This is a genomic window from Dechloromonas sp. A34, from assembly GCF_026261605.1.
GTDB lineage: Bacteria > Pseudomonadota > Gammaproteobacteria > Burkholderiales > Rhodocyclaceae > Azonexus.
In genome coordinates this window covers 2,725,550-2,739,480 of record NZ_CP102486.1, presented here as the reverse complement: position 1 = coordinate 2,739,480, position 13,931 = coordinate 2,725,550, and the positions used below count along the sequence as shown (strand labels likewise).

11 protein-coding genes and 1 pseudogene are annotated in these 13,931 nt (G+C 62.3%); 4 read left to right on the top strand and 8 right to left on the bottom strand.

Annotation, left to right across the window (positions count from 1 at the left end; translation table 11 throughout):
- Nucleotides 1–8 precede the first annotated feature (8 nt).
- From NQE15_RS13695 to NQE15_RS13670, 6 genes are all read right to left on the bottom strand, one after another.
- Nucleotides 9–1,253: an efflux RND transporter periplasmic adaptor subunit gene (locus tag NQE15_RS13695; RefSeq protein WP_265942193.1), complete on the bottom strand. Its 1,245-nt coding sequence runs from the start codon at nt 1,251–1,253 to the stop codon at nt 9–11.
- Nucleotides 1,254–1,317: 64 nt separating this feature from the next.
- A complete protein-coding gene (locus NQE15_RS13690) occupies nt 1,318–2,604 on the bottom strand; it encodes a TolC family protein (protein ID WP_265942191.1) in 1,287 nt (428 codons plus the stop codon).
- A 119-nt stretch (nt 2,605–2,723) separates the two neighbouring features.
- On the bottom strand, nt 2,724–3,245 hold the full coding sequence (locus NQE15_RS13685) for a DUF2946 family protein (protein WP_265942189.1): 522 nt from the start codon (nt 3,243–3,245) through the stop codon (nt 2,724–2,726).
- A 233-nt stretch (nt 3,246–3,478) separates the two neighbouring features.
- Nucleotides 3,479–3,622 (bottom strand): hypothetical protein, encoded by a 144-nt coding sequence (locus NQE15_RS13680; protein ID WP_265942187.1) that lies wholly within the window; start codon nt 3,620–3,622, stop codon nt 3,479–3,481.
- Nucleotides 3,623–3,703: 81 nt separating this feature from the next.
- On the bottom strand, nt 3,704–4,018 hold the full coding sequence (locus tag NQE15_RS13675) for a hypothetical protein (RefSeq protein WP_265942185.1): 315 nt from the start codon (nt 4,016–4,018) through the stop codon (nt 3,704–3,706).
- 137 nt (nt 4,019–4,155) lie between these two features.
- A complete protein-coding gene (locus NQE15_RS13670; RefSeq protein WP_265942184.1) occupies nt 4,156–4,533 on the bottom strand; it encodes a hypothetical protein in 378 nt (125 codons plus the stop codon).
- 145 nt (nt 4,534–4,678) lie between these two features.
- Here NQE15_RS13670 and NQE15_RS13665 point away from each other — a divergent pair, with 145 nt between their 5' ends.
- Genes NQE15_RS13665 through NQE15_RS13655 form a run of 3 tightly spaced genes read left to right on the top strand, consistent with a single transcriptional unit; the run spans nt 4,679 to nt 6,689 of the window.
- The gene (locus tag NQE15_RS13665; RefSeq protein ID WP_265942182.1) at nt 4,679–5,362 is read left to right on the top strand and encodes a heavy metal response regulator transcription factor; all 684 of its coding nucleotides are present in this window, start codon (nt 4,679–4,681) and stop codon (nt 5,360–5,362) included.
- Nucleotides 5,363–5,373: 11 nt separating this feature from the next.
- Entirely contained in the window at nt 5,374–5,823 is a 450-nt protein-coding gene (locus NQE15_RS13660; protein WP_265942180.1) for a hypothetical protein, read from the top strand.
- A complete protein-coding gene (locus tag NQE15_RS13655) occupies nt 5,820–6,689 on the top strand; it encodes a heavy metal sensor histidine kinase (RefSeq protein ID WP_265942178.1) in 870 nt (289 codons plus the stop codon). Before NQE15_RS13660 ends, NQE15_RS13655 begins: the two co-directional genes overlap by 4 nt.
- 98 nt (nt 6,690–6,787) lie before the next feature.
- Here NQE15_RS13655 and NQE15_RS13650 read toward each other — a convergent pair.
- Together NQE15_RS13650 and NQE15_RS13645 are read right to left on the bottom strand one after the other, a co-directional pair.
- A pseudogene (locus NQE15_RS13650) lies at nt 6,788–7,708 on the bottom strand (IS1595 family transposase).
- Nucleotides 7,709–7,741: 33 nt separating this feature from the next.
- Nucleotides 7,742–8,002 carry a hypothetical protein gene (locus tag NQE15_RS13645; protein ID WP_265942175.1) on the bottom strand — a complete coding sequence of 87 codons (261 nt, stop codon included), beginning with the start codon at nt 8,000–8,002 and terminating at the stop codon, nt 7,742–7,744.
- Between the two features lie 826 nt (nt 8,003–8,828).
- Here NQE15_RS13645 and NQE15_RS13640 point away from each other — a divergent pair.
- Nucleotides 8,829–13,838: an Eco57I restriction-modification methylase domain-containing protein gene (locus NQE15_RS13640; protein WP_265942173.1), complete on the top strand. Its 5,010-nt coding sequence runs from the start codon at nt 8,829–8,831 to the stop codon at nt 13,836–13,838.
- The last annotated feature ends 93 nt before the right edge of the window (nt 13,839–13,931 follow it).

Genomic DNA, 13,931 nt, shown 5'->3' with positions numbered 1-13,931 from the left:
TGGTCCCCTCAGTGGCCTTCGCCAAGCTGGGACTTCATGACCCGCGCCTTGAGGGCGTAGGTCCCTGCCGTCACCACCTTGTCGCCAGCGGCGAGCCCGTTCTTCACCACGACCCGGCCGCGCAGCTTGTCGCCCAGCTCGACGGCGCGCGGCTCGAAGGCACCATGCTCCTCGATGAACACCGTGGGCTGGCCCTGCATCAGCACCACCGCCTCTTCGGGCAGTAGCAGTGCCTTGACTTGGCCGCCCTTGCCGCCCGTGCCGTTCGTAGTGATGGCAGCGGTGGCGAACATCTCGGGCTTGAGCCGTCCGTCAGGATTGGCGACCTCCACCCGCGCCTGAACGGTGCGCGTCTCCTTGTCCACGCTGGCGGCAATGTAGGTGAGCCGGCCGGGGAAGATCTCTTCCGGGTAGGCTGCGACGGTGACGGCCGCCGCCGCTCCGGGCATCACGCGGCCGATATCCTTCTCGAACAGGTTGGCTTCGATCCACAGCGTCGAGAGGTCGGCCACGATGAAGAGCTGTTTGTCCGGCTGGGCCAGTTCGCCGAGGATGGCGTGCTTTTCGATGACCGTACCGGCAAACGGGGTGGTGAGGGGGAAGGTGGACACCGCCTTGCCTTCGGCGGCGGGCGCCGGGGTCACGCCCAACATGCGCAGCCGGTCGGCGGCGGCCGCGAGCGCGGCTTTCGCCTTCTCGAACTCCCCGTGGGCGCGCAAGTGATCCTTCGCAGCGATGATCTGGTCGGCATGGAGCTTCTCGGCGCGCTCGAAGTCAGCCTTCGCTACGGTGTGCTGGGTGGCCGCCTGGAGATAGGCCGAGTGCGCCTCGCCCACTTCAAGGCTGTCGAGCACGGCCAAGGTCTGCCCAGCCTTCACCTGATCGCCCAGGTTGGCGTTGACCTTGACGACGCGCCCTGGCACCCGCGGTGCCACGTGCGTGATGCGATCCTGGTTGGGGCGGATGGTGGCGGTCAGCGTCAACTGCTCGCTGACCACCTGCTCCGCGAGGTCTTCGATCTTGATTCCGGCGGCCTGGATCTCCTCGGGCTTGAGCTTCAACGACTCCGCCTCGCCATGCTCGTCCTTTTGCCCGCCGGGCGCGTCCTTTGATGAACGCTCTTCTTCAGCTTTGTCAGCGACCGTGCTCTTGTAGGCGGAGGCCTGCGGTGCCTCGCTCTTGCCACAGCCGCCGAGGATCAAGGCCGACAAGCCGAGGGCAAGAAGTCCGACTCGTGGGAATGTGCGTTTCATGAATGATCTTTCGCTGCGTAGTTTCTCGATGGAGGGCATGGGCGAAGGAGAGGGCCGGAACGCTTCATTGCGCCTTCTCCCTGCTCCAGCCCGCCGCCTGTTCCAGTTCGACGCGGGTGAGGGCGAGATCGGTCATGGCCTCCAGCACCTCGCGGCGGGTGTCCAGGACCTGGCGGGTGGCGAGCAGCAACTGTGTGAGGTTGATCTCGCCAGCGCGGTAGGCGGTGGTGGACAGGCGCTGGTTTTCCTGCAGACGTTGCAGGACCACCTGCTCCAGCCGCTGCACCCGAGCGCGCAGGCTGTCCAGCCGCTGCCAGACGGCGAGGACCGTCGCGCGCGTGTCGCGGAGGGCGGCCTGCCGCTCGATCTGGGTCTGGGTGAGCTCGGTGGAGGCCCGGCCGATGCCGGCGGCATTGCGGCGAAACAGCGGCAGGGGCAGCGATACGGAGAGGCCCGTGATCCGCTCGCGCACATCTCCCGGCCCTTCGCGGCCCGCGAAGAGCCCGACGGTCACGTCCGGATAGACCGCGGCGCGCTCCAGGCCGAGGCGGCTGCGGGCGGCTTGCTCATGATGGTCGAGGGCGCGCAGCAGGGGCCGGTCGGCGGCCACGGCCTGTAGCTGCTCCAAGGTGTAAGGAACGCCGGCTTCGGAGGAGAGCGCCCCTTGCACTTCCGGCAGCGCCTCGGCCGGCAGTTGCAGCGTGGTGGCGAGTTTGGCACGCGCCTGGATGAGTTGCTCACGCGCCGCTTCGAGCTGATTCTCGGCGCGCCCCAGTTCCACTTCGGCGAGATTGGCATCTAGCCTCGTGTCCTCGCCGGCTTCGAAGCGTTTTTTGGCCGCGCCAGCGGCATCCCTGATCAGGCCGACGAGTTCGGCCTCCATGGTGGTGCGCGCCTGCAACCCCAGGACGCGGACAAACTTCTGCGCGACTTCGGCGCGCACCTCGCGGCGGGTCTCCTCGACGGTCGCTTTGAACGCGGACAAATCCTGCTCGGCCGCTCCCCGGCGATAGCCGTGCTGCCCGGCGATCTCGAGAGTCTGCGAAATCTCGGCGCGCCATTCGCGTTGGACGTCATTTCCCAAGCCCGGCTGCGGCACCTTGCGGCGGGCGCGTTCAGCGGCCAGTTGCGGGTTATTCCAGAGTAGGCCGCGCGCATCGGTGAGTTGCCCCTCGGCGGCAGACAGGCTGGCTTGCGCCGCCTTGAGGGTGGGATTGGCTTCTTCTGCAAGTTGCCAGGCGCGTTCCAGGGTCAGCGGGGGCTCGGCCGCCCGAGTTCCCAGCGCAACCGCCGAAAGAACCACCGCTGCGGTGAAGCGAGCGAAGCGCCCGCAATAATTGTTCGAAAGCATATCGCGTCGAAATCTCCATTTGATGGATCGGGGGGAGAAATCCGATGGAACGCATGCGTGCCTGCAGGTGCAGGTCAAGCCGCAAAGGGGAAGCTAGAGATTAAGGGCGTCCCGCCGGGTCAGACGGCGGAAGCCCACTTGGGCCGCTCGGGGCCTTCGAGGAAGATGGAGGGGAGGAAGCTGATTTCTGGCGAGACTGCCGGGGATGCCGGGGTAGGCCGGGGTACGTCGAGCGAGGACGTGAGAACCCCCACGAAACCGAGATGGCAAAAGGCGCAGTCCGCATGTAAGGTGGCCTGCGGTCCGCCACCCGACTTGTACTTGTCCGTCGTCTGATGCTGGTGCGCGTGATGGCCGAAATGATGCATGGCGGTGCCCTGTTCATGCTGGCAATAGGCGCTTGCCGCCGCCCAGACAGACTGGAGCGGCAGTATCAGCATCAAGAGGATGAACAAAAGCTGTTTGGTCACGGTTAGCAGTGTAATCGCAACAGGGTTATCGCGCAATCGGAGGGCATTCGGCAAATTAGCGCCATACTCTACACGCGGCGGCAGGCCGTCGAGAACGACGATCAGGCTCGCGGCGGTCTTAATGTTCAGCGCGCCCTGCAGGCGGCTTATCGCGATTGCGGCTGCTGCCACATCCACTGCTGGCGCTGCATCAAGAGCACAACGGTAGACAATATAGCTGCCAAGATCGTGTTTTTCATTTCATTTCTCCTTTGCGCTTCAGTATCAAACAAACACCTGCGGCCCGGGCGCCGATTACCAGTTTCTCCAACGTCACCATCTCCAGTTCCGTTTGGGCAGGATAGGCAGGCTTGAGCATGCCGATATTATAAAAAATTAAAGCCCCCAATCGCTTGGAGGCTTTATCAGCAGTCTGCCTTGGCGAGCGCAGGAGCAAACGTTGTTGCGGACAGCGCGTCTTGCATCTGCGCCGAGAGGTTGGTGCTGGCAAACACCGTGAATCCGAACAGGTTCGGAGCAGCAACGTGGCAGCTAAATTTCTTGGGCACATCCGATTCTCCAGTGATGAAATACACGTTGGGGAATCGGCGGGGCACCATCCGGCAAGCAGGAATGGCACAGCGCGCGGCTCAGGCCGCAGCAACCAGGGAATTCAGAAACGGGACTGTCTGAAAATGATCAGCAACTACCCCGATCTCGGGCAGCGAACTGCAGAAGGCGGTCAATGCGGCAATAGAGCCTGCATGACAGACAGCACAATCATTGTCCACGTCGGCAGGAGAAGCTTTGGCCAGTTTCTCGTTATCTTCAGCGTCGTGCTTGTGGTCGTGATGACCGAAGCGCTGTGCCGATCCCGTTTCGTGCTGGCAATAGGTCGCTGCCAGCGCCCAGGAAATCTGGAGCGGCAAGACAATCACCAGGAAAATGGATAGCCAGCGACGCATGAGGTGAATAGTAACAGAACAGAAGTGTGTTCAAAAACCAAGTCTCCGGAGGGGATTGAATTGTAAGGCGACCGGATGATGACCAGCGTTTCCCTGGTCATCATCCAATGGACGACACATCCTTCCTTGGCGTATCATTAACCGCCCTGGTACAACGCCTCGCGCTGCTTCTTTTCTTCCGGGGTCATCACCATGGATGGCGCAGGCGTGTTGTGCTGGAGTTTGTCGACGTGTTGCCATTTCCCATCACGATAGGCATATTCGTGCGGAATTAGCACCCAGCCCTGGTCACCGCCAACATAGCGATACTGGCCGTCAGCGCTAACCGGGTTGCGTTTGAAGTTATCGAGTTCCTGTTGCACCTGCTGGGCGGATTTGCTGCTCGAATCGTGCGTCGGGTAGAATTTTGTCGGACCCTCCGGCGTGCTGTGCATGACCGACTCGGCCAACACCTGCCCTGATAGGGCCAATCCAGCACAGAGAACGGGAATGGAAAGGGCTTGTTTGACGTTCATGATGAAATTCCTTCATTGATGTTTCGGTTCATCGGGTTTAGGGCATGCCGAACAACTGAACGGCATGGATGAACTATAAAAAATCAGCAGTGACAGAACGCCAACAGGAAGTTTACAAAATTGACATCTTTCGATTCGTGAAGAAATGAAACTATTGGTTGTCGAAGATGAGCAAAAGCTTGCCCAGTACCTGCAAAAGGGATTGGGTACCGCAGGCTTCGTCGTTGACCTTGCCCACGACGGCGTCACTGGACTCCACATGAGTCTGGAGTTCGACTACGCGGCCATCATCCTCGACGCCATGCTGCCCGGCATGGACGGGCTCTCCTTGTTGGCCGCCTTGCGCACCAAGAAACAAACACCGGTCTTGATGCTGACAGCGCTGGGCAAAGTGGAGGACCGGGTTAACGGTTTGCAGACCGGCGCCGACGATTATCTGGTCAAGCCGTTTGCCTTTTCTGAGCTGATCGCTCGAATCCAGGGTCTGCTGCGCCGGTCGGCGCCGCTGCAACCGGAAGCCCCATCGAACCGTCTTGTATTGCATGATCTTGAAATGGACCTGGCTCGCCGCAAGGTCTCCAGGAACGGTCAGCGCGTCGATCTGAGTGCCAAGGAGTTCCTGCTGCTTTCTCTGTTTCTCAGGAAACAAGGCGAGGTGCTATCGCGCACTGAGATTGCCGAGCAGGTTTGGGATATGAACTTCGATAGCAATACCAATGTAGTAGAAGTTTCAATCAAGCGACTTCGCGCCAAAATGGATACGCCCTTCGAGACGCAATTGCTGCATACCGTGCGCGGCATGGGTTATGTCCTCGAACTGCGCGAATGAGACTCGGAAGGATGATCAATCCGACGCTGAGCGGTCGCCTCATACGCTGGCTCGCTTCGCTGAGTTTGGGTGTCCTCGGATGTTTGTGCCTTGGAGTCTTTTTCTCGGTCAAGGCCAACCTTGAAACACAACAGGACCTGCGTCTTAAAAAGCTCAGTACGGCAATTCAGCACCTGTTTGAAGAAACACCGGCACACCTGCAACCGGGGTCGCTTGAGCATGACCTGGAAGATCTTCTGAAAATCAATCGGGACTCGCATCTCAAGTTGATCGATCGGCTGGGTGAGACTCGCTTCATCTCGACGCCGAGCGCGTGGCCGTCAAAAGCTCGTTTTTATTCGTTTGCGCTCCCCGATGAAGCACAGAGGACAGATTTTGCCGTTGCCGAATTGGCACTTGAGACTGCGCCCGATGAAGCGATTCTGGATCGCCTCGCAGCCATCCTCTGGGGGCTGCGTTGATCGGGAGTGCCGCAATCACCCTGGGCGGCTACCTGATCGTTTATTTCGGACTGGCCCCCATTCGGACGCTGGCTCAGCAAACGCGCAGTCTCGCGATCCTTTCTCTCGACAAGCGCCTGGATACAGAAGGGATTCCAGCCGAGTTGCAAGTTCTCGTCGATCAGTTCAACGATTTGCTGAATCGACTGGAAAAGGCCTATCAGCAGCTCGAAGGGTTTAATGCCGATGTGGCGCACGAATTGAGAACCCCACTGGCGAACATCATCGCCAGCAGCGAGTTGGCCTTGCGTAGTAACGACAAGGACGAACGCCTACGCGATTGCATCGGTTCGAATCTCGAAGAAATGAACAGGCTGTCGGGCATCGTCACCGACATGCTGTTCCTGTCACAAGCCGACCGTGGTGCTAAAGCCCGGAGAATGCCTGTTCAAAGCCTTGCCCAGCTCTGCGCCGAAGTGGCCGACTACTACGAAGCGGTGCTGATCGAATCCGACCTTCAATGGTCTATCGAAGGCGATGCATCGGTCCTGCTCGACGCGGCACTACTCCGGCGCGTCCTGTCCAATCTGCTGAGTAATGCGGCTCGGCATGCCGAGCGCGGAAGTTCAATCGTGATTCGTATCGCCGCGGAAACTCGTGGACACATCAAGCTCTCAGTGATCAATCAAGGGGAACCGATTTCCACTGAGAGCCTGCCTCATATCTTCGATCGCTTTTTCCGCGTAGATGCCTCGCGTAGCCATGGCCACCAGAATCATGGGCTGGGGCTCGCCATCGTTAGCGCGATTGCCCGGATGCATGACGGGGAGGCTTTCGCAAAATCGGCCCATGGCGAGACCGAAATAGGCGTACGACTGGCTTGCTGACGGCCCCACTGCTTTTGCCGATGCCGACCAACAACGGGTCTTCAATCTTTGGTTCCTGATTAGCAATGAACGTCAGCCAACCGGATCAAGCGAAGCGGCTAGGGTGCGGAAGTGGCCGCGGCGACCAGAAGACGCTGGTGAAGCGTACGCAGCTCGAACCGCCGATTGAAACGGTAGCAGAAGGCAGCCAAGTAGCGCGCCGCGTACTTTTGAAAGTCGAAAGCATGGTAGCAACCCGACAAACTGGTCTTGAGATTGCCGAGCACTGTGTTGATCCACTTGAACTCGGGGACCTCCCTCGGCTTGCATCCAGCCATGACTGTCGGGTGATGCGTGCAGCCGGCCTCGGTGACCGCTGCAAAGCAGGCCAAGCCATCGGAGAACACCGTACTTCCCGAGGCCAGGTGCTCCTTGGCCCAGGCAGCCACTGCCTTGAGGGTAAAACCCGGCACCGGTGTGAGTCGCACGTACCCACAGCGGACGATCCTCATCCGTCAGGGAGACGGCGGCGACAAAGGCGACCTTGTTCTAGGAACCGCGCCCGACCTTGCCACCAGTGCGCTCGCCACCCAGATAGGCATCATCATCGACCTGGACTTTGCCTTCCAGCGCATAGCGCGCCTCCCGGTCGGCCATGGCCTGCATCAGTTTGTGCTGAATCAGCCAGGCCGTGGGGTAACTCACGCTCAATTGGCGCCTCAAGGCCAGCGCCGACAGGCCGGTCTTGGCTTTGGCTGATCAGGTTGATCGCCAGGAACCAAGTACTCAGGGGCAGCTTGGTGCCCTGAAATACCGTTCCGGCAATCAGCGGTCTGGTGACGGCAGGCGCTGCACTGAAAGACCTTGCGCAGGCCATCGCGCAGCGCATAGTGCCCCGTACCTGCGCACCGCGGGCAGCGAAACCCTTCCGGCCAGCGTACCGCTTCGAGCGCTTGTTCGCATTGCGTCTCGGTACCGTGGTCTTTGAGAAATTCCGGCATCGACAGCCCCGGTTGAAATTGGATTCGATTCATCGCCATGATGGCTACTCTCGTAGTCTGATGGCAATCACTCTACGGATGCTCACTCTCAACACGTGAGACTGGCTGACGATTGTTGCTAATCAGGCTTTGGTTTGTGGCGCGGAGGTTCGCAACATCCGCAGACCCGTTGGCGACGACCAGCAGGTTGGCCCCCATGTCGGCAAACGCAGCCATCCACATGGTTGCGCTACCGAACAGGCCCAATCCCAGAAATACAACTTTGATGCCCAGCGCCAAGGAGATGTTCTGCCAAGCACGGCATGCGGGAATGTTGGGTGTCAGGTCCTGCATGAACGCATAAAGACAGCTCTTTCGGGCAGCCCACCTAATCAACCTGGTGCCTGCTCACCGCGTGACGGCTGAATGGAGCACTGCCGCCGCCCAATCGGCGCTTCCTGTCCGGCAGCAAAGGCCGAGGAGGAGGAGGAGGCCAATTACCAGCAGCGTTGATTAGACGGTCCCTGATGGCTTACGCACCATTAAAGCTCAGATTCTTCGAGCCGCTGGATGACCGGCACTGACCGCACACCGCCGGTTTAGGAGCAGTGCTTCGGTCAGCACTTACCGGCTCGCGCAGTCAATGAAACCGGATTCCGCATTCAGTCTCACATCTGTGACGGTCGGATGCGCACCGAGCCCCGTACAGTACCGACCACTCGTGGGCGCTCAACCGATTGCCACCCGCAACCCGCCTGCTCCACCAGGGATTTCGCAGGCGAATGGCCGAGCGGTGCGCACGGCTGCACGCCGGACGGCACACTGTTAGGGCATCTGGCTTCGGCCAACGCGCGCTCGTTCGAGCGCTCCCGAGTCGCCTCGGGCGTTGCGGTCGTTACCCGCATTTTTGTTGTGGCAGCGTTCGATCGCTGCCCCTGGTTCCGCGCACCACGCTGAACTGAGCCCTGCGCCGGCCGACGCTCGTCGGCGGGTTTCCAAGCCCTTGGCGTTCGCCGCCTCGTACCCGATCTGCCGGTTTCGCCATGAAGTCCGGCGCAGTCGCGTACGTCTGGCCTTTGCCAACCGGTCGTCCACGACCGTTTTCTTGCCCATCCCACCCGGGGAGCCCGCCTCCCCGATGGGGTCGCTGTGTTCCCCGTATTCCTTGGAGAACACACCGATGGCCCGTCCTACCGCGCCTTCCCTGTGGCTGCCCGGGTTCGACCCGGCGGCCCCAGCCCTGCCCCACCCTGCAGAGCAGGTTTGCCTTTCCGTTTCTTGCGAGCCCGCCGAGCCTGTCGAGGTCATCCACGACGAGAACCTCAGCGACGTCGAGCAAGAGCAGTTTGTGGCCACCGTCCGCGCCAACTGGCGGGTGGTGGCCACCGCAACCGAGGCCGCCCCGCGCATCCTCTGGCCGCAACTGACCCGCGCCGACCTGGAGCACCTGACCGGCCAGAGCGCGAAGTTCGAGGCCAATCTGGCAGCCATCACGCTTCTGCGCCAGATCGAAGCCGAAGGCCGGCCAGCCAATGCGGATGATCGCCAAGTTCTTCAGCGCTACACCGGCTGGGGTGGCCTGCCCGCCAGCTTCAATCTCGAAGCCCCAGATAGCACCTGGGCCGAACGTGCCCGTCGCTTGCAGGAATTGCTTCCCGCCGAGGACTACGAATCGGCGCGCGCATCCGTCAACAACAGCCACTACACCGAGGTCCACGTGATCGACGCGATATGGCAGGCGGTGGAGCGCTTCGCTTTCACCGGCGGGCGCATCCTGGAACCCGCCGCCGGCATCGGCCACTTTATCGGCGCCATGCCGCGAAATCTGGCCGAGCGCAGCAGCGCCACCGCTGTCGAGATCGACCGGGTTTCCGGCCGCATCCTCAAGGCGCTCTACGCGCCCGGCGGCGTGGACGTGCGGATTTCCCCGTTCGAGAAAACCCCGCTGCCCGACCACTGGTTCGACCTGGTGATCGGCAACGTCCCCTTCGGCAAGTACAAGGTCGCCGACGCGAGCAACCGGGCCTATGCCCGCTTCAGCATCCACAACTACTTCTTCGGTCGTGCCCTCGACCTGGTGCGCCCCGGTGGGCTGGTGTGCTTCATCACCAGCAGCCACACGATGGATGGCCAATACGACGCGGTGCGCGAGTACATCGCAAGTCAGGCTCACCTGCTCGGTGCCATCCGGCTCCCCAAGGGCACCTTCGCCGGGATCGCCTCGACCGAAGTGCAGACCGACATCCTGTTCCTGCGCAAGCGGCAGCGGGCCGAGACGGTCGAGGCCAACTGGTTGAAGCTGGGCACGGTGCCCGACAGTCTCCGGCATCCCCAGTGCTACGAGCGCTACCTGCAGATCAACGCCTGGTACGCCGAGCACCCCCAGTTCTGCATTGGCCGTATCCGCCGCGAGAGCAATGGCTACGAGGAAGTCCCGGTCGCCGTGTTCGAGGGCGACCTGGAGGCGGCCCTACCCGAGCGCATCGCTTTGCTGCCTGCTGGTGCTTACCAGCCGGTGGCGCACAAGGCAGCCCCGCTGCGAGTGGTGGTCCCGGCCGAGGCCGGTGCCCGTCCCGGCAGCTACCGTCTCCACCAGGGGCGGGTGCATCGGGTCGAGGGCAGCGAGATGGTCGACGTCCATGACCAGCTCAATGCTACGCAGCGGGCCCGCGTCACCGGCCTGTGTGCCATCCGCGACCACGCCCGGGCCCTGCTCGACGCGCAGTTGGCAGATGAGGGCGACGCTCGCCTGGGTCACCTGCGAGCCATGCTCAATGGAACCTACGAGCGCTTTGTGTCGCGCTATGGCTGCCTGTCCACCCGCGCCAACGCGCTGGCGTTCCGGCGCGACCCGGACTATCCGCTGCTGCTGTCGCTGGAGCATTACGACGAGGAGTCGGACACGGCCCGTAAGGCTGCGCTGTTCACCCGGCGCACGCTGACCCGGGTCATCGAACCGATTAGCGCGGGCGAGCCGGCCGAAGCGCTGGCTGCGTCCGTCCAGTGGCGTGGCCGGGTCGATCCGGCTTACATGGCCGAACTGCTTGGGGCACCCGAAGCGGCGGTGCTGGAGGCACTGGCCGGAGCGGGACAGGTTTTCCTCGACCCGGCCGACGGGGAGTGGAAGACCGCCGACGACTACCTGTCGGGCAACGTGAAAGCGAAGCTCAAGCAGGCGGTGCTGTCCGGGAGTACCTACCAGCGCAACATCGACGCGCTGGAACGGGTGCAACCGGAAGACCTGCCACCGGCGGCCATCGAGCCGCGCCTGGGCGCGGTGTGGATTCCGGCCCTCGATGTCGAGGCGTTCATCCAGCAGGTCCTGGAACTCAAGGACTGCCAGGTGGGCTACTCGGCCGAAGCCGGCGCCTGGTCGGTGAAATACAGCGAGTGGGAAGCGCGGCAGAACGTCAAGGTGACCCAGGAGTTCGGCACCTCGCGCATGAACGCGATCGAGCTCGTGCAGTGCGCGCTCAATGTGCAGGTGCCGACCGTGCGCGACCGCGATCCGCTAACCGACAAGTATTTCGTCAATCCCGACGAGACGCTGGCGGCGCGGGAGAAGCTGGGCCTCATCAAGGAGCGGTTCGCCGTCTGGGCCTTCGAAGATACCGAACGCCGCGAGAAGCTGTGCCGGATCTACAACGACCTGTTCAACGCCACGCGGCCCAGGCGCTTCGATGGCTCGCACCTGAAGCTGCCGGGATTCTCCCGCTGCTTCGTGCTGCATCCGCACCAGTTGGATTCGGTGTGGCGCATCGTGCAGTCCGGCAACACCGGGCTGTTCCACGTAGTCGGTGCCGGCAAGACGGCAGTATGCGTCATCGCCAGCATGGAGTTGCGCCGGCTGGGTTTCGTCAATAAGCCTTGCCATGTGGTCCCCAACCACATGCTGGCCCAGTACACGGCGGAATTCGTCCGGCTCTATCCGAACGCGTCGGTGCTGATGGCGAGCAAGGAAGACCTGGAAGGCGACCGCCGGCGCGAGTTGGTGTCGCGCATCGCCACCGGGGATTGGGATGCGGTAGTCATCACGCACTCGAGCTTCGAGCGCATCAGTATGTCGCCGCGATTCAGCGAGCGATTCATCAAGGAGATCATCCATGAAATAGAGATGGCGGTACGCGCCGAGAAGAGCAACGACCGGTCCAACCGGATCGTCAAGCAACTCGAGGCGATGAAGAAGAACTGGGTGGTGCGGCTGGAAAAGCTGTCTGCTGACCAGAAGAAGGATGACCTGCTCAGCTGGGAATTGCTGGGCATCGACGCCCTGTTCGTGGACGAAGCCCATCTGCACAAGAACCTCTATCGGTTCACCAAGATGACGCGGGTGGCGGGCCTGCCGCTGACCAGTTCGGAGCGCGCCTTCGATTTGTTCCTGAAGACGCGCTACACGATGCAACTCCATGGGCATGCGCAGCGTGGGGTGGTGTTTTCGACGGCGACTCCGGTGGCCAACACCATGGCCGAGATCCACACCATGATGCGGTACCTGCAGCCCAACCGGCTGGAGGAGCTCGGGCTGCAGCAGTTCGATGCCTGGGCCGCCACTTTCGGCGAGAGCGTCACGGCGCTGGAGATTGCGCCGGACGGTAGTGGCTACCGGATGCACACGCGCTTCGCGCGGTTCATCAACGTGCCCGAGCTGATGGCGGTGTTCGGCGAAGTAGCCGACATCCGCACGGCGGAGATGCTGGATCTGCCGGTGCCGAAGCTGCGCGGCGGCAAGCCGCGCATCGTCGCCTGCCCGGCGAGCCCGTCGCTGAAGGCCTTCGTGCAGACGCTGGTCCAGCGGGCGGAAGCCATCCGCAACGGCGACGTCAAGCCGAACGAAGACAACATGCTGGCGATCACCACCGACGGCCGCAAGGCCGCGCTGGATTTCCGGCTGGTGGCGCCGCTGGCACGCTACGACGAGCACGGCAAGGTGGCCGCCTGCGTGCGTGAGGTCCATGCCATCTGGCAACGCACGGCGGAGTTTCGCGGCGCCCAGTTGGTGTTCTGCGACTTGTCGTCCCCCAAGGGCGGCAAGAGCTTCAGTGTCTATGACGACCTACTGAACCGGTTGATTGGGGCTGGCATCCCCGAGAAGGAGATCGCCTTCGTCCACGATGCCGAGACCGATGTCCAGAAGGCGACGCTCTTCAAGGCGGTGCGCGAGGGCCGGGTGCGGGTGCTGCTGGGCTCCACCGCCAAGATGGGGGTGGGCACCAATGTGCAGACGCGTCTCACGGCCCTGCATCACCTCGATGCGCCCTGGCGTCCCTGCGACGTCGAGCAGCGTGAGGGGCGCATCCTGCGCCAGGGCAATGAGTGCGAGGAGGTGGAAATCTTCCGGTATGTCACGGAAGGCAGTTTTGACAGTTACATGTGGCAGACGTTGGAGACCAAGGCGCGCTTCATTGCCCAGGTGATGAAGGGCGACCAGGGCATCCGGTCGCTGGAGGATGTAGAACTGGCGGCGCTGTCCTATGCCGAGGTGAAAGCCTTGGCGTCAGGCAATCCGCTGGTGATCGAGAAAGCCGGCGTGGACGCGGAGGTGGCCAAGCTCTCGACGCTGTTCTCGGTGTGGCGCAACCAGCGCTACGCCAACGAAAGCGAAGTGGGCCGGTTGCCGATGATGATCGAGGCGCTGGAGAAGAAGGTCGCGCTGTACGCGCAGGATGCGGCCCGGATCGAGCCGCAGACCATGCTGGGCATTGCCGTGGAACTGGCGGGGCGCAAGATCGTCGGCCCCGATGGGGTCGGCGAGGCTGTGCGCGGGTTGGTGAGGACGGCCAAGGAAGAGGTACGCACGGCCAGCCGGATGATCGAACGGATCGTCGGCCGATTCGGCGGCTTCGACCTCGGTATCCTCGCGGCCCGCGGCGACGAGACACCCAACCTGTACCTGGCGGGACATTGCCTGTACAACGCCGAGCCCTATCAAACGGGTCCGGCGCTGGTGGCCGCCTTGCTGGGTGCGCTGGAATCGGTGGGCAAGCATCACGCCGATGCCGGGATCCAGTTGGAAACCCGCCGCAAGCGGCTGGAAGACCTCCGGCTGGAACTGGCCCGGTCCTTCGAGCATGAAGGCCGGCTGACCGATCTGTTGGTCCGGCAACGCGAGTTGCTCAAGCAGCTCGACTTGGACAAGGACGAAGCCGGTAGCGCGAAGGTCGACGCCGACGAGGCACGGCAAGCCGCTTGAGTTGATTTCACCCCCATGGCCGAAAGGCTGTGGGGGATTTTTTTGGCGAAGCCGACGCTCACTACTCAAGCCGCTGGAAATGGGCGTCGCTCG

Bases quoted from the DNA above. Each gene is read 5' to 3' on its own strand.
- NQE15_RS13695 (WP_265942193.1), bottom strand. From the start codon at position 1,253: ATGAAACGCACATTCCCACGAGTCGGACTTCTTGCCCTCGGCTTGTCG.
- NQE15_RS13690 (WP_265942191.1), bottom strand. From the start codon at position 2,604: ATGCTTTCGAACAATTATTGCGGGCGCTTCGCTCGCTTCACCGCAGCG.
- NQE15_RS13675 (WP_265942185.1), bottom strand. From the start codon at position 4,018: ATGCGTCGCTGGCTATCCATTTTCCTGGTGATTGTCTTGCCGCTCCAG.
- NQE15_RS13670 (WP_265942184.1), bottom strand. From the start codon at position 4,533: ATGAACGTCAAACAAGCCCTTTCCATTCCCGTTCTCTGTGCTGGATTG.
- NQE15_RS13665 (WP_265942182.1), top strand. From the start codon at position 4,679: ATGAAACTATTGGTTGTCGAAGATGAGCAAAAGCTTGCCCAGTACCTG.
- NQE15_RS13660 (WP_265942180.1), top strand. From the start codon at position 5,374: ATGATCAATCCGACGCTGAGCGGTCGCCTCATACGCTGGCTCGCTTCG.
- NQE15_RS13645 (WP_265942175.1), bottom strand. From the start codon at position 8,002: ATGCAGGACCTGACACCCAACATTCCCGCATGCCGTGCTTGGCAGAAC.
- NQE15_RS13640 (WP_265942173.1), top strand. From the start codon at position 8,829: ATGGCCCGTCCTACCGCGCCTTCCCTGTGGCTGCCCGGGTTCGACCCG.